Annotated in this window: 20 protein-coding genes; 7 read left to right on the top strand and 13 right to left on the bottom strand. The window is 75.1% G+C overall.

The window, feature by feature from the left end; translation table 11 throughout:
- Positions 1-54 precede the first annotated feature (54 nt).
- The 6 genes from ACSLTV_RS27490 to ACSLTV_RS27465 all read left to right on the top strand — a co-directional run bounded on the left by ACSLTV_RS27490 (position 55) and on the right by ACSLTV_RS27465 (position 5,015).
- Complete coding sequence (locus tag ACSLTV_RS27490; protein WP_432138268.1) at positions 55-900, top strand: transporter substrate-binding domain-containing protein; 846 nt, start codon at positions 55-57, stop codon at positions 898-900.
- Positions 897-1,739, top strand: a complete 843-nt coding sequence (locus ACSLTV_RS27485) for an amino acid ABC transporter permease (RefSeq protein ID WP_432138267.1) — start codon at positions 897-899, stop codon at positions 1,737-1,739. The genes ACSLTV_RS27490 and ACSLTV_RS27485 overlap by 4 nt, the downstream gene beginning before the upstream one ends.
- Positions 1,736-2,548: an amino acid ABC transporter ATP-binding protein gene (locus ACSLTV_RS27480; protein WP_432138266.1), complete on the top strand. Its 813-nt coding sequence runs from the start codon at positions 1,736-1,738 to the stop codon at positions 2,546-2,548. The genes ACSLTV_RS27485 and ACSLTV_RS27480 overlap by 4 nt, the downstream gene beginning before the upstream one ends.
- Positions 2,549-2,558: 10 nt before the next feature.
- Entirely contained in the window at positions 2,559-3,650 is a 1,092-nt protein-coding gene (locus tag ACSLTV_RS27475; RefSeq protein WP_432157616.1) for an amidohydrolase family protein, read from the top strand.
- A 208-nt stretch (positions 3,651-3,858) separates the two neighbouring features.
- The gene (locus ACSLTV_RS27470) at positions 3,859-4,770 is read left to right on the top strand and encodes an SCO1860 family LAETG-anchored protein (protein WP_435613060.1); all 912 of its coding nucleotides are present in this window, start codon (positions 3,859-3,861) and stop codon (positions 4,768-4,770) included.
- Positions 4,771-4,826: 56 nt separating this feature from the next.
- On the top strand, positions 4,827-5,015 hold the full coding sequence (locus ACSLTV_RS27465) for a hypothetical protein (protein WP_432138263.1): 189 nt from the start codon (positions 4,827-4,829) through the stop codon (positions 5,013-5,015).
- A gap of 72 nt (positions 5,016-5,087) precedes the next feature.
- Here ACSLTV_RS27465 and cobC read toward each other — a convergent pair whose 3' ends face one another.
- From cobC to cobM, 6 genes are read right to left on the bottom strand one after another with little or no spacing between them, the layout of a single operon-like run.
- Positions 5,088-6,149 (bottom strand): Rv2231c family pyridoxal phosphate-dependent protein CobC, encoded by a 1,062-nt coding sequence (gene cobC, locus ACSLTV_RS27460; protein WP_432138262.1) that lies wholly within the window; start codon positions 6,147-6,149, stop codon positions 5,088-5,090.
- Positions 6,139-7,044 (bottom strand): sirohydrochlorin chelatase, encoded by a 906-nt coding sequence (locus tag ACSLTV_RS27455; RefSeq protein ID WP_432157617.1) that lies wholly within the window; start codon positions 7,042-7,044, stop codon positions 6,139-6,141. The genes cobC and ACSLTV_RS27455 overlap by 11 nt, the downstream gene beginning before the upstream one ends.
- The gene (locus tag ACSLTV_RS27450; protein ID WP_435613059.1) at positions 7,041-7,628 is read right to left on the bottom strand and encodes a precorrin-8X methylmutase; all 588 of its coding nucleotides are present in this window, start codon (positions 7,626-7,628) and stop codon (positions 7,041-7,043) included. The genes ACSLTV_RS27455 and ACSLTV_RS27450 overlap by 4 nt, the downstream gene beginning before the upstream one ends.
- A complete protein-coding gene (gene cobJ, locus ACSLTV_RS27445; protein WP_435613058.1) occupies positions 7,625-9,307 on the bottom strand; it encodes a precorrin-3B C(17)-methyltransferase in 1,683 nt (560 codons plus the stop codon). The genes ACSLTV_RS27450 and cobJ overlap by 4 nt, the downstream gene beginning before the upstream one ends.
- A complete protein-coding gene (cbiE, locus tag ACSLTV_RS27440) occupies positions 9,304-10,539 on the bottom strand; it encodes a precorrin-6y C5,15-methyltransferase (decarboxylating) subunit CbiE (protein ID WP_432157620.1) in 1,236 nt (411 codons plus the stop codon). The genes cobJ and cbiE overlap by 4 nt, the downstream gene beginning before the upstream one ends.
- Positions 10,536-11,354 (bottom strand): precorrin-4 C(11)-methyltransferase, encoded by an 819-nt coding sequence (cobM, locus tag ACSLTV_RS27435; RefSeq protein ID WP_432138257.1) that lies wholly within the window; start codon positions 11,352-11,354, stop codon positions 10,536-10,538. Before cobM ends, cbiE begins: the two co-directional genes overlap by 4 nt.
- Before the next feature lie 77 nt (positions 11,355-11,431).
- On the opposite strand from cobM, the gene ACSLTV_RS27430 reads away from it, so the two are divergent.
- Complete coding sequence (locus tag ACSLTV_RS27430) at positions 11,432-12,160, top strand: ZIP family metal transporter (protein ID WP_432138256.1); 729 nt, start codon at positions 11,432-11,434, stop codon at positions 12,158-12,160.
- A gap of 11 nt (positions 12,161-12,171) precedes the next feature.
- On the opposite strand, the gene cobI is transcribed toward ACSLTV_RS27430, so the two are convergent.
- The 7 genes from cobI to ACSLTV_RS27395 are packed head-to-tail and all read right to left on the bottom strand — an operon-like array spanning position 12,172 to position 23,229.
- Positions 12,172-12,936, bottom strand: a complete 765-nt coding sequence (cobI, locus tag ACSLTV_RS27425) for a precorrin-2 C(20)-methyltransferase (protein WP_432138255.1) — start codon at positions 12,934-12,936, stop codon at positions 12,172-12,174.
- The gene (locus ACSLTV_RS27420) at positions 12,921-14,510 is read right to left on the bottom strand and encodes a cobyrinate a,c-diamide synthase (RefSeq protein ID WP_435613057.1); all 1,590 of its coding nucleotides are present in this window, start codon (positions 14,508-14,510) and stop codon (positions 12,921-12,923) included. Before ACSLTV_RS27420 ends, cobI begins: the two co-directional genes overlap by 16 nt.
- Positions 14,510-15,109 (bottom strand): cob(I)yrinic acid a,c-diamide adenosyltransferase, encoded by a 600-nt coding sequence (cobO, locus tag ACSLTV_RS27415; protein ID WP_358931834.1) that lies wholly within the window; start codon positions 15,107-15,109, stop codon positions 14,510-14,512. The genes ACSLTV_RS27420 and cobO overlap by 1 nt, the downstream gene beginning before the upstream one ends.
- Positions 15,109-17,106 carry a putative cobaltochelatase gene (locus ACSLTV_RS27410; protein ID WP_435613056.1) on the bottom strand — a complete coding sequence of 666 codons (1,998 nt, stop codon included), beginning with the start codon at positions 17,104-17,106 and terminating at the stop codon, positions 15,109-15,111. Before ACSLTV_RS27410 ends, cobO begins: the two co-directional genes overlap by 1 nt.
- Positions 17,103-20,771 (bottom strand): cobaltochelatase subunit CobN, encoded by a 3,669-nt coding sequence (gene cobN / locus ACSLTV_RS27405; RefSeq protein ID WP_435613055.1) that lies wholly within the window; start codon positions 20,769-20,771, stop codon positions 17,103-17,105. Before cobN ends, ACSLTV_RS27410 begins: the two co-directional genes overlap by 4 nt.
- On the bottom strand, positions 20,768-22,276 hold the full coding sequence (locus ACSLTV_RS27400) for a cobyric acid synthase (RefSeq protein ID WP_435613054.1): 1,509 nt from the start codon (positions 22,274-22,276) through the stop codon (positions 20,768-20,770). Before ACSLTV_RS27400 ends, cobN begins: the two co-directional genes overlap by 4 nt.
- A complete protein-coding gene (locus ACSLTV_RS27395) occupies positions 22,273-23,229 on the bottom strand; it encodes a cobalamin biosynthesis protein (RefSeq protein ID WP_435613053.1) in 957 nt (318 codons plus the stop codon). Before ACSLTV_RS27395 ends, ACSLTV_RS27400 begins: the two co-directional genes overlap by 4 nt.
- Positions 23,230-23,308 lie beyond the last annotated feature (79 nt).

Genomic DNA, 23,308 nt, shown 5'->3' with positions numbered 1-23,308 from the left:
ATACCCAAACTCTTCCTTATAATCGGAACGCTCAGCCCCCTAGGGAAGGTCCCCATGAACACGCTCCTCGGGCGCCGCGCCCGCACCCTGGCCGCCCTCGCCGCGACGGCCGGCCTGGTCCTCCTGGCCGGCTGCACGTCGAGCGACGGCGGCGGCAGCGGCTCCAAGACCGCGGCCGGCGGGGTCGAGCTGGTCAAGGCCGGTCAGCTGACCACCTGCACCCACCTGCCCTACCCGCCCTTCCAGTCGGAGGTCGACGGCAAGGTCCAGGGCTTCGACGTCGCGCTGATCGACCTGGTCGCCGAGGACCTCGGCGTCGAGCAGAAGATCGTCGACACCCCGTTCGAGAACTTCAAGACCGGCGCGTTCCTCAACTCCGGCCAGTGCGACCTCGCCGCCGCCGGCATGACCATCACCGAGGAGCGCAAGAAGAACGTCGACTTCTCCGACCCGTACTTCGAGGCCACCCAGGCCGTCCTGGTCGACAAGAAGAGCGGCATCACCTCCTTCGCCGGCCTCAAGGGCAAGAAGGTCGGTGCCCAGGCCCAGACCACCGGCGAGGACTACGCCCGGAGCAAGGGCCTCGACCCGGTCTCCTTCGAGTCCTCCGACGCCGTCCTCAACGGCCTGCGCACCGGCCAGGTGCAGGCCGTCGTCATCGACTACCCGGTCGTCCAGGGCTGGCTGAAGGACACGGCGAACGCCACCGCCTTCGAGGTCGCCGAGCAGATCAACACCGGCGAGCAGTACGGCTTCACCGTCAAGAAGGGCAACGACAAGCTCCGCGAGGCCATCGACAAGGCCCTCGCCGGCGCCAAGGCCGACGGCACGTACCAGAAGCTCTACGAGCGGTGGATCGGCCCGTACGACCGGTCGGCCGCCTCCCCGTCCGCCTCGTGACCCGCCCGGACGCCGAGCTCGCCGCAGCCCGGCCGAAGAGGAAGGGTCTGACCCGGCGCCAGAAGCGCCGGGTCTCCCGCGGTGTCCAGTACGCCGTCTTCGTCGCCGGCGTCGCCGCCTTCGCGCTGCTCGCCGACTGGGGCCGGCTGCGGAACCAGTTCGCGCAGCAGGACATCGCGCGGCAGATGTTCCCCGACGTCATCACCCTCGCGCTGAAGAACACCGTCCTGTACACGGTGACCGGCTTCGCCGTCGGCCTCGCCCTCGGCATGGTCGTCGCCCTGATGCGGCTGTCCCCGGTCGGCCCCTACCGCTGGCTCGCCGGGATCTACATCGAGATCTTCCGCGGCCTGCCCGCCCTGCTGATCTTCATCTTCATCGGCGTCGCCGTCCCGCTGGCCTTCCCCGGCACCCAGATCGTCGGCGGCACCTACGGCAAGGTCGCCCTCGCGCTCGGCCTGGTCGCCGCCGCCTACATGGCCGAGACGATCCGCGCCGGCATCCAGGCCGTCCCCAAGGGGCAGATGGAGGCGGCCCGCTCGCTCGGCTTCTCACCGGCCCGCGCCATGGTCTCGATCATCCTCCCGCAGGCCTTCCGCATCATCCTGCCGCCGCTGACCAACGAACTCGTCCTGCTCTTCAAGGACTCCTCGCTGGTGCTCTTCCTCGGCGTCACCCTGGAGGAGCGCGAACTGTCCAAGTACGGCCGCGACCTGGCCAGCACGACCGCCAACTCCACACCGATCCTCGTCGCCGGCCTGTGCTACCTGCTGATCACGATCCCGCTCGGCTTCGTCGTGCGCCGCATGGAGGCCAAGGCCCAGGAGGCCGTCAAGTGACCGCACCCGACACCGGCGCCCGGCCCGAGATCCAGGTCCACGGGCTGCACAAGTCCTTCGGCGCCAACCACGTGCTGCGCGGCATCGACCTGGAGATCCGCCAGGGCGAGGTCGTCTGCGTCATCGGGCCCTCCGGCTCCGGCAAGTCCACGCTGCTGCGCTGCGTCAACCTGCTGGAGGAGCCCAGCGAGGGCCGGGTCGTCGTCGGCGGCACCGAACTCACCGACCCCGACGTCGACATCGACGCCGCGCGCCGCCGCATCGGCATGGTCTTCCAGCAGTTCAACCTCTTCCCGCACCTGACGGTGACCGAGAACCTCACCCTCCCGCAGCGCCGCGTCCTCGGGCGGGACAAGGCGAGCGCGGCGAAGGTGGCCGCCGAGAACCTGCGCCGGGTCGGCCTCGCCGAGAAGGCCGACGCCTACCCGTCCTCCCTCTCCGGCGGCCAGCAGCAGCGCGTCGCCATCGCCCGGGCCCTCGCGATGGGCCCCGAGGTGATGCTCTTCGACGAGCCGACCTCCGCGCTCGACCCGGAACTGGTCGGCGACGTCCTCGCCGTCATGCGCATGCTCGCCGACGAGGGCATGACCATGATGGTCGTCACCCACGAGATGACCTTCGCCCGAGAGGTCGCCGACCGCGTCGTCTTCATGGACGGCGGAGTGATCGTCGAGGACGGCGACCCCGCCCGGGTCATCGGTGCCCCCCGGCACGAACGAACCCGCCACTTCCTCTCCCGCCTCCTCGACCCGGCGATGGCGGACGTGGAGGACGAGACCACCGGCCGGGCCGGCGAAACGGCTGACTAAGGTTCGCTCCATGAGTGAACGCGCCGTGCTGCACGTGAAGGGCCGGATCCTGGCCGGACCCGAGGACATCCGGGACGAGCTGTGGGTCGTCGACGGGCGGATCTCCTACGACCGCCCCACCGGCGCCCGCGACGTCCGCACCGTCGCCGGCTGGGCGCTGCCCGGACTGGTCGACGCCCACTGCCACGTCGGCCTCGGCGCGCACGGCCCGGTCGACGCCGGCACCGCCGAGAAGCAGGCACTCACCGACCGGGACGCCGGCGCCCTCCTGCTGCGCGACGCGGGCTCGCCGTCCGACACCCGCTGGGTCGACGACCGCGAGGACCTGCCGAGGATCATCCGGGCCGGCCGGCACATCGCCCGCACCCGCCGCTACATCCGCGGCTACGCGCACGAGATCGAGCCCGAGGACCTCGTCGCCTACGTCGCCCAGGAGGCCCGGCGCGGCGACGGCTGGGTCAAGCTGGTCGGCGACTGGATCGACCGCGACCTCGGCGACCTCGCCCCCACCTGGCCGCGCGCGGCGGTCGAGGCGGCCATCGCCGAGGCCCACCGCCTCGGCGCCCGCGTCACCGCGCACTGCTTCGCGGAGGACTCCCTGAAGGACCTGGTGGAGTCCGGCATCGACTGCGTCGAACACGCCACCGGCCTCACCGAGGACCTGATCCCCCTGTTCGCCTCACGTGGCGTGGCGATCGTCCCCACCCTGGTCAACATCGCCACCTTCCCGCAGCTCGCCAAGGGCGGCGAGAGCAAGTTCCCGCGCTGGTCGGACCACATGCGCCGGCTCCACGCCCGCCGCTACGACACCGTGCGCTCCGCCTACGACGCCGGCATCCCGGTGTTCGTCGGCACCGACGCGGGCGGCAGCCTGCCGCACGGCCTGGTCGCCGCCGAGGTCGCCGAGCTGGTCACCGCCGGCCTCCCCGCCGTCGACGCCCTCGCGGCCACCACCTGGGCGGCCCGCGCCTGGCTCGGCCGTCCCGGCCTCGACGAGGGCGCGCCGGCGGACCTCGTGGTCTACGAGACCGATCCGCGCGCCGACGTGCGCGTGCTGTCGGCGCCGCGCCGCGTGGTGCTGCGCGGGCGGGTCGTCGCCTAGCGCGCGGACGGGGCGCCCGCGGGGCGCTTCGCGCCGGGTGCGGTGGCACCCGTACGGGGCGGCGCGGGAACGCCTGTGCCGGGGGATTCGAATGAATGGGCGGAAAGTCCCCGATGGGGTGAAGTGGTGGCGGATCGCTGACGGTACGGGTCCGGCGCGGTCAGTCTTGCCGGGTCCCGAGCCTGTCTCCCCCAGGGGGTCCCACACCGTGAACGGCACCACCTTCCGCACGCCCGCACGCCGCCTCGCGACCGTCGCCACGGCCACCGCCCTGGCCGCCGGTCCCGCGGTCCTGGCCACCCCGGGCGCGGCCCACGCGACCTCCGGCGAGGGCCGCGCGAGCGCCGTCGTCCTGCGCACCGGTCTCGACGTGTCGCTGCTGAACAAGACCGTCGAGGTGCCCCTCGCGGTCACCCTCGACGAGGTCCGGGCACCGGCCGACGCCAGGAGGACCGCGCTGACCGCCACCCTCGACGGGGTCGACGGCGGCCGTCCGTTCGAGGTGCTGCGCGCGGAGGTCGCCGAGGCCGAGGCCACGGCCGACGGGGACCGGGCCGAGGCGTCCACCCGGCTCACCCGCGCCCGGCTGCACGTCCCCGGCCTGCCGCTGCTGTCCGTCATCGAGGTCGACGCGGTCACCGCCAAGGCGGTCTGCGCGACCGGGCGGCGGCCGCTCGCCTCCGCCACGCTGCCCGGCTCGGTCACCGTCCTCGGCAAGCGCACCACCGTCACCGCCGGCGGCCCCACGGTCGTCAAGGTGCCCGGCGTGGGCGAGGTCCGCCTCGACCTGGCCCGCCGCGAGACCACCTCCCGCACGGCCGCCGCGACCGCCCTCGAACTCTCCCTCAGCATCGACCCGCTGAACCTGAACGTGGCCCGGGTCGAGGGCACCGTCACCCTGGCCCGCGCCACCTGCGAGACCCCCGCGGCCCCGCAGTCCTCTGCCACCCCGGCCGGCTCCGGTGGCGTCGAGCCCCAGGGCGCACCGGCGGGGAGCGTCGAGGCCGACCTCGCCGAGACGGGCGGCAGTTCCCTGACCCCCTACATCGCGGGCGGCGCGCTGGCCCTGCTGGTGGCGGGAGGGGCCGCGGTCCTGCTGGGCCGCCGGGGACGAGGCTGACGGGGCTTGCGGGGCGGATCGGGCCTGCGGGGTGGCGGGCCCGGCGGGGCGGCGGCGTGACGGCGCACGCGGACGGCTCGCTCCGCTTCCGGGTCGACGGAACCCCGTACGTGCCCGCCGAGGCGTTCCTGAGCGGCAGCAGCCAGGGCAAGCCGATCCTGAAGCCGTCCCCGGGCCGGGCGGGCAGCGCGGCGCACCGCAACTGGGTCGCCGACAGGACGCCCGGTACGGAGGCGGGCGGGTAGGAGCACCGCCGGGTGCTCCCGCCCGGTGCGCCCGGTGCTCCCGCTCGGCGGCCGTGCCCGGCGCCGCCGGGGTCAGCCGGTCGTGACGGCCAGCGCCCGGCCGAAGGCCGGCAGGAACCGGTCCACCGTCGCCCGGTCCCGCACGGCCAGCCGCAGCCACTCCTCGTCGAGCCCGGGGAACGTGTCCCCGCGCCGCACCGCGAAGCCCAGCTCCCGCAGCCGCCGCCGGACCGCCGCCGCGTGCACCACCCGCACCAGCACGAACGGGGCCTCCGCCGGGCCCGCGACCCGCACCCCGTCCCCGGCGAACCCACCGAGCCCGGCGACGAGATGGGCCCGGTCCGCGGCGATCCGGTGCGCCGCGTGCGCCGCCTCCGCGAGCGCCCGCGGCGACACGCACGCCTCGGCCGCCGCCAGCGCCGGCGTGGACACCGGCCACAGCGGCTGGGCCCGCTCCAGAGCCGCGACGGTCTCCGGCGCGGCGAGGACGTACCCGACGCGCAGCCCGGCCAGACCCCACGTCTTGGTCAGGCTGCGCAGCACCACCAGCCCCGGCACGTCCGTCCGCCCGGCCAGCGCCTCCCGCTCACCGGGCACCGCGTCCATGAACGCCTCGTCGACCACCAGCGTCCGCCCCGGACGCGCCAGTTGGACGATCGCCTCCGCCGGGTGCAGCACCGACGTCGGGTTGGTCGGGTTGCCCACGACCACCAGGTCCGCGTCCCCCGGCACCCGCTCCGGGTCCAGCCGGAACCCGTCGCCCGCCCGCAGCAGCACCCGGTCCACCGTGTGCCCGGCGTCCCGCAGCGCCGCCTCCGGCTCCGTGAACTGCGGATGCACCACCACCGGCCGGCGCACCTTCAGCGCCCGCGCCAGCAGCACGAACGCCTCCGCCGCCCCCGCCGTCAGCAGTACCCGCTCCACCGGCAGACCGTGCCGCGCCGCGACCGCCGCCCGCGCCGCCCGCCCGTCCGGATAGGCCGCCAGCCCCGCCAGCGAGGCCGCTATGTGCTCGCGCAGCCACACCGGGGGCGTGTCGGCGCGGACGTTCACGGCGAGGTCGACCAGCGCCGAGCCGTCGTCACGGACCTCGGCGTCCCCGTGGTGCCGCAGGTCGTGTCCCTCAGTGCGCATGGGAGTGTGCGTGCCCTCCGTGGTGGTGATGGTGGTGGCCGTCGTCGTCCGGGTGGAAGTGCGGCTGCTGCGCCATCCCCACCTTGTCCTCGAAGCCGGGCAGCGCGATCCGGTACACGCACGAGTCGCAGTTCATCCGCAGGTCGCCCTTGACGGCCTCCTCGTACCGCTCCATCACCAGGTCCAGCAGCTCCGGCTCCGGCCCGATCACGTCCGCCGACCGCACCTCGGCCTCCGGGTGCGCCGCCGCCCACTCCTCGGTCTGCCGCCGGACACGGTCCGGGAGGATGCCGGTGAACAGGAAGTACGGGAGTACGACGACCCGCTCGGCACCCAGCCGGGCGCACCGGTCGAGACCGCCCGGCACGTCCGGCGCCGCCAGCGACACGAACGCCGTCTCCACGCCCGCGTAGCCGCGCCCCTCCCAGAACAGCCGGGCCGCCTTGTGCACCTCCGCGTTGGCGTCCGGGTCGGTGGAGCCGCGCCCCACCAGCAGCACGGTCACCTCGCTCCGCTCCCACTCCCCGAGCACCTCCTCCACCCGCCGCTCCAGCACGCTCAGCAGCGCCGGGTGCGGGCCCAGCGGGCGGCCGTAGGTGTACGAGATCCCCGGGTGCCGCTCCTTCTCCCGGGCCAGCGCCGCCGGGATGTCCCCCTTGGCGTGGCCGGCGGACACCAGCATCAGCGGTACTGCGGCGAACCGCCTCACCCCGCGCTCCACCAGGTCGGTGACGGCCTCACCGAGCGGCGGCGGGGACAGCTCGATGAAGCCGCCCGCGACGGGCAGCTCGGGGTGGCGGCGCCCGAGCTCTTGGACGAAGGCGCGGAACGCCTCGGCTCCGGCGTCGTCCCGGGTGCCGTGGCCGGCGATGAGCAGGGCGGGCGGCGTGGTCACTTGTTCTCCTCGGCGGAAATCGGGTGGTACAGCAGGGCGTTGAGCGCGGCGGCGGCGACCGCCGACCCGCCCTTCTCGGACACGTTGCTCACGGCGGGCAGCCCGCTCTCGCGCAGCGCGGCCTTGGACTCGACCGCGCCGACGAAACCGACGGGCAGGCCGATGACGAGCGCGGGCGCGGCGTCCAGCGTCAGCAGCTCCTCCAGCGCGGTCGGCGCGTTGCCGATCACCCAGAGGGCACCGGGTCCGACCTGCTCGTGGGCGAGCCGGATCGCGTGCGCCGAGCGGGTCAGCCCCGGCCCGGCCACGGCGTCCCCGAGCCGGCAGACGGTCTGGCGCCGGGTGATCCCGGCGGCCACCATCCCGACGTCCACGACCACCGGCGCCCCGGCGTGTAGCGCCGCGTGCGCCTTGGCCAACTCGCCCTCGTCCATGACGAGATCGGTGGCGTACTCCAGGTCGGCGGCGGAGTGGACGACCCGCTCCACCACCGCCCGGGTCAGCGGCGGGAAGCGGGAGGTGTCCAGGCGGGCCCGCAGCCGGCGGTAGGACTCCTGCTCGATCGGATGGACGACACGGTTCATTTCGAGTCCTCCTGCCAGCGGTAGCCGCGCGGTGTCACCATGCGCCCCGCGATGATCCGGGTCGCCGTGTTGCCCACCGTCACGACCGTCATCATGTCGACGGTCGCCGGATCGAGCGCGCCCAGCGTCGTCACCCGGCTCGACTCGTCCGCGCGCGAGGCGTTGCGCACCACACCGACCGGCGTGGCGGGCGCCCGGTGCCCGGCGAGGATCGCCAGCGCCTTGGGGAGCTGCCAGTCGCGGCCCCGCGAGCGCGGGTTGTAGAAGGTGACCACGAGGTCCGCCTCGGCCGCCGCCCGCACCCGCCGCTCGATGACCTCCCACGGCGTGTGCAGGTCGGACAGGCTGATCGACACGTGGTCGTGGCCCAGCGGCGCCCCGAGGATCGCTCCGGCGGCCAGCGCGGCCGTCACCCCGGGCACCCCCACCACGTCGATGTCGTCCGACGCCTCGGCGAGCGCCGGCGACGCCATCGCGTACACGCCCGCGTCACCGCTCCCGATCAGCGCCACGGCCCGCCCCTCGCGGGCCTCCGCCACGGCCGTGCGGGCCCGCTCCTCCTCGGCCCCGAGCCCGGACTCCAGGATCCGGGTGCCCGGCCGCAGCAGATCACGGATCTGGTCGACGTACTGGTCGAGCCCGACCAGCACGGACGCCCGCCGCAGCTCGGCCTTCGCACGCGGGGTCAGCAGGTCCCGGGCGCCCGGCCCCAGCCCGACCACCGCGAGCCGCCCGCGCCCCGGACGCCGTACCACCGCGCAGGTGGCCATGGCGGGCCGCGCCGCCGACTTCCGCTTGGGCACGAGGAGTTCGCCCCCGCCGGCCAGCGCCGCCGCCTCCGCCACGGACGGCGTGCCCACCGCCGCGAGCGGCGCCGCGGAAGGGTTCGGCACCTCCACCGCCGCCAGCTCCTCGGCCGGGTACGTCACCACGGGCACCCCGAGCCGCGCGGCGGCCCCGACGATCCCGGGCTCCTCCGACTTGGCGTCGACGGTGGCGAGTTCGGCGACGCTGCGCGGCGACAGCCCGGCCTCCCGCAGCGTCCCCTCGATCAGGTCGAGCACCTCCGCCACGGGCGCACCCCGGGACGCGCCGACACCGACGACCAGCGTGGGCGGACGCAACAGCACCTCCCCGTCGGCCGGTTCACCCGCGCGGTCGGTCACCCGCACCCTGCGGTCCCCCCGGCCCGTGAACGGCAGCGGGGGCAGCGGCCACGCCACCTCGGCGTTCAGCGCGACCGGCTCACCGTCCAGCAGCGCCCGCGTCACCCCGGCGACATCGCCCTCGTACGGCAGCCCGAGGGTGTCCAGACCGGGCAGGCCGACCGCGTCCGTGGCCGTGGTCACCACCGGCCGTGCGCCCAGTACCTCGCCCACCTCACCGGCGAGCGCGTTGGCGCCGCCGCCGTGCCCGCCGAGCAGCGGCACGGCGAACCGCGCCGCCTCGTCGACGCACACCACGCCGGGGTCGGACGCCTTGTCCGCCAGCAGCGGGGCGACCAGCCGTACCACCGCCCCGGTGGCCAGGAAGCACACCAGCTGCTCGCACTCCCCGAACGCCCGCCGTACCGCGTCGGCCACGGGCCCGTCGTACACCCGCGTCCGCTCCGGCCAGGCCGCGGCCAGCCGGTCCCGCGCCGCCTCCCCCGCCGCGGTGGCGGAAATCAGGCCGATCACAGGGCAACTCCTTCACTAGGTGCCGGGGTTCTGACGCCCCACAGCAGGAAAACGGGATTGGTCGCCGCCAGCCGGGTCACGTCCCCCGGCAGCGGCGCGAGCCGCGACGACTGCAGCAGCACGCCCTCGCAGCCGAACCCGGCGTCGGCCAGCGCGTCCCGCGCCGCCGCCACCCGGTCCAGCGCGGCCACGGCCACCACCACCGAGCGCCGGGCCCGGCGGGCGCACGTTCCGACGATGTCCGCCAGCTCACGCCCGCCGCCCCCGACGAACACCGCGTCCGGATCGTCCAGACCGGCCAGCGCCCGCGGCGCCGCCCCGTGCACCACGTGCACGTCGACACCGTGGGCGCCGGCGTTGCCGCGGATCCGCGCCACCCCGTCGGCGGACTTCTCCACCGCCGACACGGCGGCACCCAGCCGCGCGCACTCCACCGCCACCGAACCGGACCCCGATCCGACGTCCCACACCAGATCGCCCGGCCGCGGCCCGAGCCGCGCCAGCGCCAGCGCCCGCACCTCGAACTTGGTGATCATCGAGTCGCGGTGCGCGAACTCCGCCTCCGCCAGCGCCCAGCCGGGCGGCGGCAGCGCCGGCCCCGCCACCGTCCGCACCGGACCGGCCGCCCGGGACGCGTCGAGACAGAGCACCACACTGACCGCCGCACCCCAGTCCCGGGCCGCCGCCTCGGCGGGCGTCACCCGCTCCACCCGCTCCCGCTCCGGATCGCCCAGCGCCGACGCCACCACCAGCACCCGGTCGTACCCCGCCAGCGCCGCCCCCAGCTCGGCCGGACCCGCACCGGGCCCGGTCAGCACGGCCACCTTCGGATACGCCCGGCACACGTTCACCGCGGTCCGCGGCGCCCGCCCGTGCGCACTCACCACCACCGCGTCGTCCCAGGTCAGCCCCAGCCTGGCGAAGGCCGCGGCCACCGATGACACCCCGGGCCGCACATCGAGCCGGTCCGCGCCGCACCGCTCGGCCAGCGCCCGCACCACCCCGAAGAACCCCGGGTCGCCCGACGCCAGCACCACCACCCGCCGGTCCTTCGCGTCGTACTCCGCGACCGCGTCCAGCGCCGGCGCCAGCGGCCCCAGCACGATCCGCTCCGCCGACTCCGGCAGCCGCACGGCGTCCAGGTGCCGCCGCCCCCCGACGACCAGCTCCGCCCGCGCGAGGACCTCCGGCGCGACCGGTGCCCCGGTCCCCGCGCCCACCACCGTGATCACGTCCCGGCACCCCGCGCGCGCAGCGCCTTACGGGCCTCGGGGTCCGCTTTGCGGTACCCGTGGAAGTGCCCCGGGTGGTACAGGTGCGAGCGGGTGCCGTGCGCGTCCAGCGCCGGACCCACCAGGAAGAGGGTGTGCTTCCAGAGCCTGTGCTCCTTCACCGTCTCCTCCAGCGTCCCGATCGTGCACCGCACGACCAGCTCCTCCGGCCAGGTCGCCTGGTACGCCACGACCACCGGCGTGTCCGTCGGGTAGCCGCCCTCCAGCAGCTCCCGCACCAGCTGCCCGCTGCGCGCCGCCGACAGGAACACCGCCATCGTCGTCCCGTGCCGGGCGAACTCCCGCACCTCCTCACCGGGCGGCATCGGCGTCTTGCCGCCGCCCAGCCGGGTCAGCACCACCGACTGCGCCACCTCCGGGATCGTCAACTCCCGCTGCGCCAGCGCGGCCACCGCCGAGAACGACGAAACCCCCGGCACCACCTCGGTCGCGATCCCGATCTCCCGGCACCGGTCGAGCTGCTCCTGCGTGCCGCCCCACAGCGCCGGGTCCCCGGAGTGGATCCGCGCCACCCGCAGCCCCTCGCGCGCGGCCCGCTCGTACACGGCCACCACGTCCTCCAGCGACATCGTCGCCGAGTCGAGGACCCGGGCGTCCTCCCGCGCGTGCTCCAGCACCTCCGCCTGCACCAGGCTCGCCGCCCAGATCACCACATCGGCCTCGGCGATGGCGCGCGCGGCACGGAACGTCAGCAGATCGGCGGCGCCGGGGCCGGCACCGACGAAGGTCACCTTGCCGGTGGGGGCATCGGCCATGGGTCGGGGTCCTCTCGTACGAAGCTTCACGGGGTTCGGATGTGCGCGCCGGGGTGCTCATCGGATACGAAGAGCACATGGCGGTGTTCGTCGCGCTCGGCGCGTTCCTGATGACGCTGGTCGGCGGCTGGACGGCGCAACGGGTGACCGACCGCCGGCACCTGGTCCTGGGCCTGGCCGGCGGCCTGATGCTGGGCGTCGTCGGCCTCGACCTGCTGCCGGAGGCGCTGGCCGCGGCCGGCACCGAGGTGTTCGCCGTACCGGCCGCGCTGCTGCTGTTCGTGGCCGGATTCCTGTTCGCCCATACGGTGGAACGTCTGCTGGCCACCCGCCGCGCCGCGCACGGTGGCGCCGAACACGGCGCCCGCACCCCGGAGGTCGGTCTCACGGCGGCCGCGGCCATGGTGCTGCACAGCGCCATGGACGGCCTCGCCATCGGCGCCGCCTTCCAGGTCGGCGGCGGCATGGGCGCCGCGGTCGCCGTGGCGGTGATCGCCCACGACTTCGCGGACGGCTTCAACACCTTCACCCTGACGACCCTGTACGGCAACGCCCGCCGCCGCGCGCTCGCCATGCTGGTCGCGGACGCGGCGGCCCCGGTGGCCGGCGCGGCCTGCGCCGCGTTCCTCACCGTCCCGGAACCGCTGCTCGGCGGCTACCTCGGCTTCTTCGGCGGCGCCCTGCTCTATCTGGCCGCCGCCGAGATCCTGCCCGAGGCCCACCACACGCACCCGGCCCGCTCCACCCTGCTGTGCACGGTCGCGGGCGTGGCGTTCATCTGGCTGGTGGTCGGCCTCGCGGAGTGACACCGGCGGTCTCACAGCTTGCCGCCCCGCGCGCCGTCCCGCGGCGCCGGAGCGATCAGCGTCGACAGGTAGGGCAGGGGCGCGCCGTCCAGGTCGGAGGCCCGGCGGATCGACTCCTCCGGCAGTCCCAGCGCCGACCCCCACACGGCGTCCGCCAGCCGTCCCGTCTCCCGCAACGCCTCGGCGACCTCGGCCGCCCGCCGCCCGAACTTGTACGCCACGACCGTCCCCGGGCCCGCCAGCGCCTCCTTCAGCACGGCCGGGCCCGCCGTCACCGGCACCAGCGTCAGCGGCTCGGTGCCCTCCGTCAGCACCGCCCCCGACCGCGCCGCGAGGTCCTGCATGGCGGTGATCCCGGGCACCGTCTCCACGACCGTCCCCGGCACCAGTTCACCGATGGTCTGCGCCAGGTACGTGAACGTCGAGTACACGTTGGGATCGCCGATCGTCGCGAACGCCACCCGGCCCCGCTCCCGCAGCAGCTGGGCGACCCGCGCGCCGGCCGCGTCCCACGCCGCCTCCCGCCGCGCCCGGTCGGACCGCTCGTTCAGCGCGAACACCACGCGCACGACCCTGTCCCCGGGCACGTAGTGCAGCACCGTCGCCTCGGCGCGGCCCGGCTCCCCGCCGTCCGTTCCGTCCGGCGCGGCCATCACCGGCACCACGACCACCTCGGCGGCCCGCAGCGCGTTGACGCCCTTGACGGTCACCAGCTCCGGATCCCCGGGCCCGACCCCGACCCCCACCAACCTGCTGCTGCTCATGACGTCCGGCACCTCTCCACGAACCGACGGGCGACACCGGGCGCGGACGCCCAGTGGGTGTGCAGGTAACTCGCGTGCACACCTCGCTGTACGAAACCCTCCACCCGCCGCCGCGGGACCCGGACCCCCCACGCGGGGGCCGCTCCCGCCCCCGGTTCCACGACGGTCCGGTGGAACTCGTGCCCCCGCATCCGCGTGCCCGCCGCGGCCAGCGCGCTGTCCCCGACCGCCACCGCGTCCCGGTAGCCGAGCGTCAGCCGCTCGCTCATCCGGGCGGTCGCGTCGAGCACCCCGCACATCGGCCGGCCGTCCAGCTCCCGGCACAGGTACAGCAGCCCCGCGCACTCGGCGGCCACCGGTGCCCCGGACCGCGCCAGGGCGGCCACGGACTGCCGCAGCGGCTCGTTCGCGGACAGCTCGGCGGCGTACACCTCGGGGAAGCCGCCCCCGACGACCAGCCCGCGGGTGCCGTCGGGCAGCCGTTCGTCGCGCAGCGGATCGAACGGCACCACCCGCGCCCCGGCCGCGGCCAGCAGCTCGGCGTGCTCCGCGTACGAGAACGTGAACGCGGCCCCGCCGGCCACGGCGACCACCGGCCCCGGCACCCCGTCCGGCCACGCAACCCCCGCCCGGTCGGCCCCTGCCGCCAAGTGACCCCGGCCACCGGCGGACCCGGCCCCCACGTCCCCCGGACCACCGGCGCCCCCGGCCACGACACCGCCCCGGCCACCGGCGGGCGCGGTCGTCGAGTCGCCCCGGTCACCGGCGGATCCGGCCGGCACGCCCGCGGCCCTGCCGACGGGGTCGGCGGCCGGCGCCCCGGCCCCGCCGCCGGACGGTCCCGCCAGCGCTGCGGCCGCGTCCCACGCCGGGCCCGCCACCGGGCCCGCGCCGCGCGCCAGCGCCAGCAACGCCTCCAGATCGCACCCCTCGGCGACCTGACGGCCCATCGCCGCCACGGCCGCCACCGCCGCCGACGACCGCTCGGCCACCGGCACCAGGCCCAGATGGCGCGACGGCGTCTCCACCGGCGCCGCCCGCCGCAGCACCCCCAGCACCGGCACCCCCGCGGAGTCCAGCGCCTCCCGCAGCAACTCCTCGTGCCGGTCCGAGGCCACCTTGTTCAGGATCACGCCCCCGACCCGCACCCCCGGATCCCACGACACGAACCCGTGCACCAGCGCCGCCACCGACCGCGACTGCGACGAGGCGTCCACGACCAGCACCACCGGCGCCCGCAGCAGCTTGGCGACATGGGCGGTGGAGGCCAGTTCGCCGTCCCCCGCCGCCCCGTCGAACAGCCCCATCACACCCTCGACCACGGCCACGTCACAGCCGCGCGCACCGTGCGCGAACAACGGCCCGACCAGCTCCGGACCGCACAGGTACGCGTCGAGGTTCCGCCCCGGCCGCCCGCACGCGAGCGTGTGGTACCCGGGATCGATGTAGTCCGGCCCGACCTTGTGCGGGGACACGGCGAGTCCCCGCGCGGCGAACGCGGCCATCAACCCCGTGGCCACGGTCGTCTTGCCGCTGCCGGAACACGGCGCGGCCACGACCAGCCGGGGCACGGACGTCGGGGACATCACCACTCGATGCCCTTCTGGCCCTTCTGCCCCACGTCCATGGGGTGCTTCACCTTGGACATGTCGGTCACCAGATCCGCGAGGTCCACCAGCTTCTCCGGGGCGTTGCGTCCGGTGATCACCACATGCTGGGTGCCGGGCCGGTTCCGCAGCACGTCGACCACCTCGTCGGTGTCGACCCACCCCCAGTGCATCGGGTACGCGAACTCGTCCAGCACGTACAGCCGGTACGTCTCGGCCGCCAGATCCCGCTTGACCTGCTCCCAGCCCTCCCGCGCCTTCTCCTCGTTGTCCATCTGCGCGTCGCGCTGCACCCAGGACCAGCCCTCGCCCATCTTGTGCCAGTCGACGGAGCCGCCCTCCCCGCTGGCGCCGAGCACCCGCAGCGCGTTCTCCTCGCCCACCTTCCACTTCGCCGACTTGACGAACTGGAACACCCCGATCGGCCACCCCTGGTTCCAGGCCCGCAGCGCGAGCCCGAAGGCGGCCGTCGACTTGCCCTTGCCGACCCCGGTGTGCACGACGACCAGCGGACGATTCCGCCGCTGACGCGTCGTCAGTCCGTCGTCGGGCACCACACTCGGCTGCCCCTGAGGCACTACGCGGCCCTCCCCTGTACGTCCTTGACCAGTCCGGCGATGCTGTCCGCCCGCAGTCCGTCCAGCGTCACCGCGGTCCCGCCCAGCTCACCGGCGAGCTTGCCCGCCAGCCCCAGCCGCACCGGCCCGGACTCGCAGTCCACGACGACCGAGGCCACCTGCTCGGCCGCGAACAGGGCGGCGGCCCTGGACGCCGGCACCAGCGGCTCCGGACCTCCCGTCGCCCGCCCGTCCGTCACCACGACCACCAGCGCCCGCCGCGCCGGGTCCCGCAGCCGCTCCACGCGCAGCACCTCGTGCGCCCTCAGCAGCCCGGCCGCCAGCGGAGTCCGCCCACCGGTCGGCAGCGACTCCAGCCGGGCCGCGGCGGCGTCGACGGACGAGGTCGGCGGCAGCGCCACCTCGGCGCCCGACCCGCGGAACGTCACCAGCCCCACCTTGTCCCGCCGCTGGTACGCGTCGAGCAGCAGCGACAGCACCGCGCCCTTCACGGCACCCATCCGCTGCCGGGCGGCCATGGAACCGGAGGCGTCCACGACGAACAGCACGAGGTTCCCCTCGCGCCCCTCCCGGGCGGCCTGCCGCAGGTCGTCCCGCCGGATCACCAGCCCCGGCCCGGACCGCCCGCGCGCCCGCTGATGCGGCGCCGCCGCCCGCACGGTCGCGGCCAGATGCAGCCTGCTCAGCGCACCCCGCGGCCGACGGGCCCCCATCGTCCGCCCGTGCTCGGTCCGCGCCCGCGAACGCCGCCCGGCGGCACCCTCACCGATCCCGGGCACGCTCAGCACCTTGGCCCGGAACGGCTCGGCGGCCCGCACGGGCGACTGCTCCCCGGCACCGGACGCCCGCGGCTCACCGCCCTCCCCGGCCTCGGGCCGCGCGGCGGTGTCACCGCCCTGTGGATCACCGTCCCCGGGCGACGGCTGCCCACCGCCCCCGCCACCGGGACCGTCGGGATCCGGGTCGTCGTCCCGGGGGTCCTCCTCGGCGGCCTCCTCCAGCGTCTGGTCGAGCTTGTCCTCGTCCAGCCCCGGCGCGTCGAAGGGGTTGCGCCGCCTGCGGTGCGGCAGCGCGAGCAGCGCGGCCTGACGGACGTCCTCGGCCAGCACGTCCGTCCGCCCGGCCCAGGCCGCCAGGGCGGTCGCCGTCCGCGCCATCACGATGTCGGCCCGCATCCCGTCGACCTCGAACGCCGCGCACGTCGCGGCGATCTGCCGCAGCGCCCCGTCGCCCAGCCGCACCCGCGGCAACAACTCCCGCGCGGCGACGATCCGCTCCCGCACGGCGGTCTCCTCGTCGGCCCAGCGCGCGGCGAACCCGGCGGGGTCGTCGTCGTAGGCGAGCCGCCGCCGCACGACCTCCACCCGCTGGTCGGGCTCGCGCGAGGCGGCCACCTCGACGGTCAGCCCGAACCGGTCGAGCAACTGCGGCCGCAGTTCGCCCTCCTCCGGGTTCATGGTCCCGACGAGCAGGAAGCGCGCGGCGTGCCGCACCGACACGCCCTCGCGCTCGACGTAGGAGGCGCCCATGGCGGCGGCGTCCAGGAGCAGGTCGACCAGGTGGTCGTGGAGGAGGTTGACCTCGTCGACGTACAGGATCCCGCGGTGCGCTTGCGCCAAGAGGCCGGGCTCAAAGCTCTTCACGCCTTCGGCCAGAGCGCGCTCGATGTCGAGCGATCCCACCAGCCGGTCCTCTGAGGCACCTACGGGCAGCTCGACCATGCGGGCGGGGCGCCGAGTGCCGTTGCCCGGCTCGTGCGGCCCGTCCGGGCAGGCGGGGTCGGGGGCAGCGGGGGCGCAGGAGAACCGGCAGCCGGGGACGACGGCGACCTCCGGCAGCAGCGCCGACAGGGCGCGTACGGCGGTGCTCTTCGCGGTCCCCTTCTCGCCGCGCACCAGCACCCCGCCCACGGCGGGGCTCACCGCGTTGAGGAGCAGCGCCAGGCGGAGGTCGTCCTGGCCCACGACGGCGGTGAACGGGAACGGGATGGTGGTCACTGGTCGCCCTCCAGGTCGCCTTCGAGTTCCAGGTAGGTGGCGCGCAGCCGCTCGATCGTGTCGGCGTCCGGCTCCGCCCACAGCCCGCGGTCCGCCGCCTCCAGCAGCCGCTCGGTGATGCCCCGCAACGCCCACGGGTTGGACCGGCGCATGAAGTCCTTGTTCTCCGGGTCGAAGACGTACTCGGCGCTCAGCTTCTCGTACATCCAGTCGTCCACGACGCCGGCCGTGGCGTCGTACCCGAAGAGGTAGTCCACCGTCGCCGCCATCTCGAAGGCGCCCTTGTAGCCGTGGCGCCGCATGGCCGCCATCCAGCGCGGGTTGACCACCCGGGCGCGGAAGACCCGGTGCGTCTCCTCACCCAGCGTCCGCGTCCTCACCTGGTCCGGCGTCGCCGAATCGCCCACGTACGCCTCGGGGTTGGCCCCCGTCAGGTGCCGCACCATGGCGACCATGCCGCCGTGGTACTGGAAGTAGTCGTCGGCGTCGGCGATGTCATGCTCTCGCGTGTCGACGTTCTTCGCCGCCACCGCGATCCGCCGGAACGCCGTCTCCATGTCCCCCCGGGCCGCCCGCCCGTCGAGCCCGCGCCCGTACGCGTAGCCGCCCCAGACGGCGTACACCTCGGCGAGGTCCGCGTCGGACCGCCAGTTCCGCGCGTCGATCAGCGGCAGCAGCCCTGCGCCGTAGGCCCCTGGCTTCGACCCGAAGATCCGGGCCGTGGCCCGCCGCCGGTCCCCGTGCCCGGCGGCGTCCTCGTCCACGTGCGCCCGTACGTAGTTCGACTCGCCCGGCTCGTCCAGCTCGGCCACCGCCCGGACCGCGTCGTCGATCAGCCCGACCACGTGCGGGAACGCGTCCCGGAAGAACCCGGAGATACGGACCGTGACGTCGACGCGCGGCCGCCCCAGCTCCTCCAGCGGGATCACCTCGAAGCCGGTCACCCGGCGCGACGCGTCGTCCCACACCGGCCGGCACCCCAGCAGCGCCAGGATCTCGGCGATGTCGTCCCCCTGGGTGCGCATCGCGGACGTGCCCCACACGGTGAGGCCCACCGACCTCGGGTACTCGCCGGTGTCCTGCAGATAGCGCGCCACCAGCGAGTCGGCCAGCGACTGCCCGACCTCCCAGCTCAGCCGGGACGGGATCGCCTTGGGGTCGACGGAGTAGAAGTTGCGGCCGGTCGGAAGGACGTTGACCAGACCGCGGGTCGGAGAGCCGGACGGGCCGGCGGGCACGTAGCCGCCGCGCAGCGCCCGGAGGATGTGCCCGATCTCGTCCGTCGTGCGCGCCAGCCGGCGCACGACCTCCGTGCACGCGAACTCCAGCACGGCCACGGCGTCGGGGAGTTCGGCCCCGATCACGTCCCGCACCAGCGGCGCGGCCTCGGCCACCGCCCAGCCGCGCTGTTCCATCCCCTCGGCGATCCGCCGGGCCAGCTGCTCCAGCAGGTCGATCACGTCGGACGCGGTCCGCGACGGGCCGTCGGCCAGGTCCGTCAGCTCCACCGGGACCTTCACGGGCGCCCCGGGCTCGCCCAGCAGCTCCTTCTCCACCAGCCCGAAGTGCGCCGCCAGCGCCGCCCGCAGCCCTGGCAGCGCGTTCGCCCGGCCGCCCCACACCTGCGAGGCGCGCAGCACGGCCAGCACCAGGTTCACGCGCGGCTCGCCGACCGGGCCGCCGCCGAGGACGTGCAGGCCGTCCCGGATCTGCACGTCCTTGATCTCGCACAGGTATCCGTCGATGTGCATGACGAACTCGTCGAACGCGTCGTCGTCGGGCTGCTCGTCGACGTGCAGGTCGTGGTGCAGCTCGGCCGCCTTCACCAGCGTCCAGATCTGGGCGCGCACCGCCGGGGCCTTCACCGGGTCCAGGTCGCTGACCAGGGCGTACTCGTCCAGCAGCTGTTCCAGCTTGGCCAGGTCGCCGTAGGTGTCGGCGCGCGCCATCGGCGGCACCAGGTGGTCGACCACGGTGGCGTGCCCGCGCCGCTTGGCCTGGGTGCCCTCGCCGGGGTCGTTGACGATGAACGGGTAGACCAGCGGGAGGTCGCCGAGGACCGCGTCCGGGGCGCAGCCGCGGGAGAGGCCGAGGCCCTTGCCGGGCAGCCACTCCATCGTGCCGTGCTTGCCCATGTGCACGATCGCGTCGGCGCCGAAACCGCCCTCCGACGGCGCGGCCTCCAGCCACCGGTACGCCGCCATGTAGTGGTGCGAGGGCGGCATGTCCGGGTCGTGGTAGATCGCGATGGGGTTCTCGCCGAAGCCGCGCGGCGGCTGGATCATCACGACGACGTTCCCGAACCGCAGGGACGCCAGCACGATGTCGTCACCGTCGACGTACAGCGAGCCGGGCGGCTCCCCCCACGCCTGGAGCATGGCCTCGCGCAGTCCGGGGTCCAGCTCGTCGAACCAGGCCCGGTAGTGGGCGAGCGGCACGCGCGCGGGCGCGGCGGCGAGCTGCTCCTCGGTGAGCCATTCGACGTCGTGGCCGCCGGCCTCGATGAGCCGGTGGATCAGCTCGTCGCCGTTGTCCGGGTACCCGTCGACCGCGTATCCGGCCGCCCGCAGCGCGTCCAGCACGCGTACCGCCGAGGCGGGCGTGTCGAGGCCGACCGCGTTGCCGACGCGCGAGTGCTTGGTCGGGTACGCGGTGAAGACGAGCGCGACGCGCTTGTCGGCGTCGGCCTTGTGCCCGAGTGCCGCGTGCCGTACGGCGATCCCGGCCACCCGCGCGGCCCGTTCGGGGTCGGCGACGTACACCGGTACGTCGTCCGGGCCCTGTTCCTTGAAGGAGAACGGGACCGTGATCAGCCGCCCGTCGAACTCGGGGATCGCGACCTGCATGGCCGCGTCCATCGGGGACAGCGCGGCGTCGGACTCCTCCCAGGCGGCCCGTGACGACGTCAGGCACAGCCCCTGCAGGACGGGGATGTCCAGGTCGGCGAGCGCGCCCACGTCCCAGGTCTCCTCGTCACCGCCGGCCGACGCCTGCGAGGCGTGCGTGCCGCCGGCCGCGAGCACGGTCGCGACCAGCGCGTCGGCCTGCCCCAGCAGCTCGTACAGCCCGCTGTCCGCCCCGCGCAGCGAACCGCAGAACACCGGCAGCGCGTTGGCGCCGCGCGCCTCGATCGCGTCGCACAGGGTGTCGACGAAGGCGGTGTTGCCGCTCAGTTCGTGGGCCCGGTAGAACAGCACGCCGACCGTCGGCCGGCCCGGCACGCGCGCGCGGTTCCCGTGCGGCCCGTACTCGGGCATCCTGCGCGGCCCGTCGAAGCCCTCGCCGGTCAGCAGCACGGTGTCGGACAGGAACCGGGCCAGCTCGGCCAGGTTGTCCGGCCCGCCCTCGACGAGGTACTTCAGCGCCTCGGCGACGACACCGGCCGGTACCGTCGACTCGGCCATCAGCTCGGCGTCCGGCACGGCCTCGCCGCCCAGCAGCACGGTCGGGATCCCGGACGCCCGGAGCGCGGCGAGCCCGTCCTCCCAGGCGCGCTTGCCGCCCAGCAGCCGTACGACGGCGATGTCGCAGCCCTCGACGAGCGCGGGGAGTTCCTCGGCGACGTCCACCCGGGTCGGGTTGCCGATCCGGTAGTCGGCGTCACCGGCGGCCCGGGCCGCCAGCAGATCGGTGTCGGCGGTCGACAACAACAACACTGTGCTCATGCGGGCGCTCCCGGTGGAATGAAAGGCAGTCCTTGCGGCGCGCCCGACTCGATGAGCCGCCACAGCGCGTCCGTGTCCGCGTGCTGTTCGATCAGGTCGCCGAGCCGGTCGAGCTGCTCCTCGCGCAGCGCGGCGAAGGAGGTGTCGGGGGCGGGCACGAAGCGGCGGCCCGCGGCGGCGGCCACCTCGCGCAGGAAGGCCCGCCGGAAGCCGTCCGACTCCAGTGAGCCGTGCCAGTGCGTGCCCCAGGTGTGGCCGACCCGGCAGCCGTCGAGGAAGGGCTCGCCCCCCACGACGTCGGCGACCCCGTGGTGGATCTCGTACCCCTCGACGGGCTCGCCGAGGGCCCGGCCCGCCGGCCGGGTGAGGGTCTTCTCGCGGGCGAACCGCACCCGCACGGGCAGGATGCCGAGGCCGTCGACGTGCCCTGTACGGCTCTCGACGTCGTCCTCGATGTGCTCGCCGAGGATCTGGAAGCCGCCGCAGACACCGAGCACCGGCCTGCCCTCGGCGGCCCGGCGCACGAGGGCCTCCGCGAGGCCCCGCGCGCGCAGCCACTCCAGGGCCCTGACCGTGCCCCGGGTTCCCGGGACGACGACGAGATCGGCGTCGGCCAGTTCCTCGGGCCGGTCCACGAACCGCACCACGACACCGGGTTCGGCGGCCAGGGCGTCGACGTCGGTGAAGTTGGACATGAGCGGGATCGCGCAGACGGCGACCCGCAGGACGTCCTCGCCGACGGGCGGGGCGACGTCCGACTCCCGCACGCTTCCCCGCAGGGAGACCCGCAGCCCGTCCTCCTCGTCGATCCCGAGCCCGTGCCGGAAGGGCAGCACGCCGTACGTCCGCCGCCCGGTGAGCCCGTGCAGCATGTCGAGGCCGGGTTCGAGCAGCGAGACGTCCCCGCGGAACTTGTTGACGAGGAACCCGGCGACCAGCTCCTGGTCCTCCGGCGACAGCAGGGCGACGGTCCCGAAGAAGGAGGCGAAGACACCGCCGCGGTCGATGTCGCCCACGACGAGCACGGGCAGCCGCGCACGGCGCGCGACGCCCATGTTGACGATGTCGGTCCGCCGCAGATTGATCTCGGCGGGAGAACCGGCCCCCTCACAGATCACCGCGTCATACGTGCCCCGCAACTCGGCGAGACAGTCGAGCACGGTCCCCAGCAGCTGCTGCTGCCGCCCGCCGTGGTAGCCGCGCGCACTGAGCTCACCCACCGGCTTGCCCATCAGCACGACCTGACTGCTCTGCTCGCCCCCCGGCTTCAGCAGCACCGGGTTCATGAGCGCGGTCGGCTCCACCCGGCAGGCCTGCGCCTGCATGGCCTGTGCCCGCCCGATCTCGGCGCCCTCGCGCGTCACGAACGAGTTCAGCGACATGTTCTGCGCCTTGAACGGCGCCACCTTCACGCCCTGGCGCGCCAGCCAGCGGCAGATCCCGGCGGTGACGACGCTCTTGCCGGCGTCGGAGGTGGTGCCGGCGACGAGGAGACCCCCGCTCATGACGTACGCCCCTTCGTGAGAGCCCGGACGGCGAGTCGCCCGGCGACCCCGGCGCCGAGCGCGAGCCAGCCGACCCGCCGGGAGAGCCGTACCGCCCGGTCGATGTCGGTCACGGCGACGGCCCGGCCGGCCGCGCCGTTGAGGACGGGCCGGTGCTCGACCCGGCCGCCGTAGGAGAGGGTGCCGCCGAGCCGCACCCCGAGAGCGCCCGCGAAGGACGACTCCACCGGGCCGGCGTTGGGGCTGGGGTGGCGGCCGGCGTCGGCCCGCCAGGCCCGGACGGCGCCGCGCGGGTCGGGCCCGGCGACCGCGGCGAGCACGGCGGTCAGCCGGGCGCCGGGCCAGCCCGCGAGGTCGTCGAGGCGGGCGGAGGCCCAGCCGTAGCGCCGGTAGCGGGGCGACTTGTGGCCGACCATGGCGTCGAGGGTGTTGACGGCGCGGAAGCCGACCAGCCCCGGTACCCCGGCGAGGGCGCCCCACACCAGGGCGCCGACGACGGCGTCGGAGGTGTTCTCGGCGACCGACTCGACGACGGCCCGGGCGATTCCGTCGGCGTCCAGCGCCTGCGGGTCGCGGCCGCACAGGTGCGGCAGCCGGGCGCGGGCCGCGGCCACGTCGCCGGCCGCGAGGGCGTCCCCGACGGCCCGGGCCTCCCGGGCCAGCGAGGTGCCGCCGACGACGGCCCAGGTGGCCATGCCGGTCAGGGCGACGGAGGCGGTGGGGGAGCGGCGTACGGCACGGGCGACCGCGGCGCCCACGGCGACGGTGCCGCCCACGCACACGGCGGTGTGCAGGGCGCCCCGGCCCCGGTGGTCGCGCCACAGGACCCGCTCCACGGCGGTGGCGGCCCGGCCGAACGCGGCGACCGGATGGCCCCGGCGAGGATCGCCGAGCAGGAGGTCACCGAGGAGGCCGGCGGCGGCGCCGTACGCGAAGACGCGATCGGCCCGCATGGGCTCAGCCGGCCGTGGGGTCGGGCAGGGCTCCGGTACTGACGCTCGATCGGCAACCGCGCATGGCGATACGTGTCCT

It is taken from the genome of Streptomyces sp. bgisy159 (assembly GCF_965341775.1).
Lineage (GTDB): Bacteria > Actinomycetota > Actinomycetes > Streptomycetales > Streptomycetaceae > Streptomyces.
This window is presented reverse-complemented; position numbering and strand designations above follow the sequence as displayed.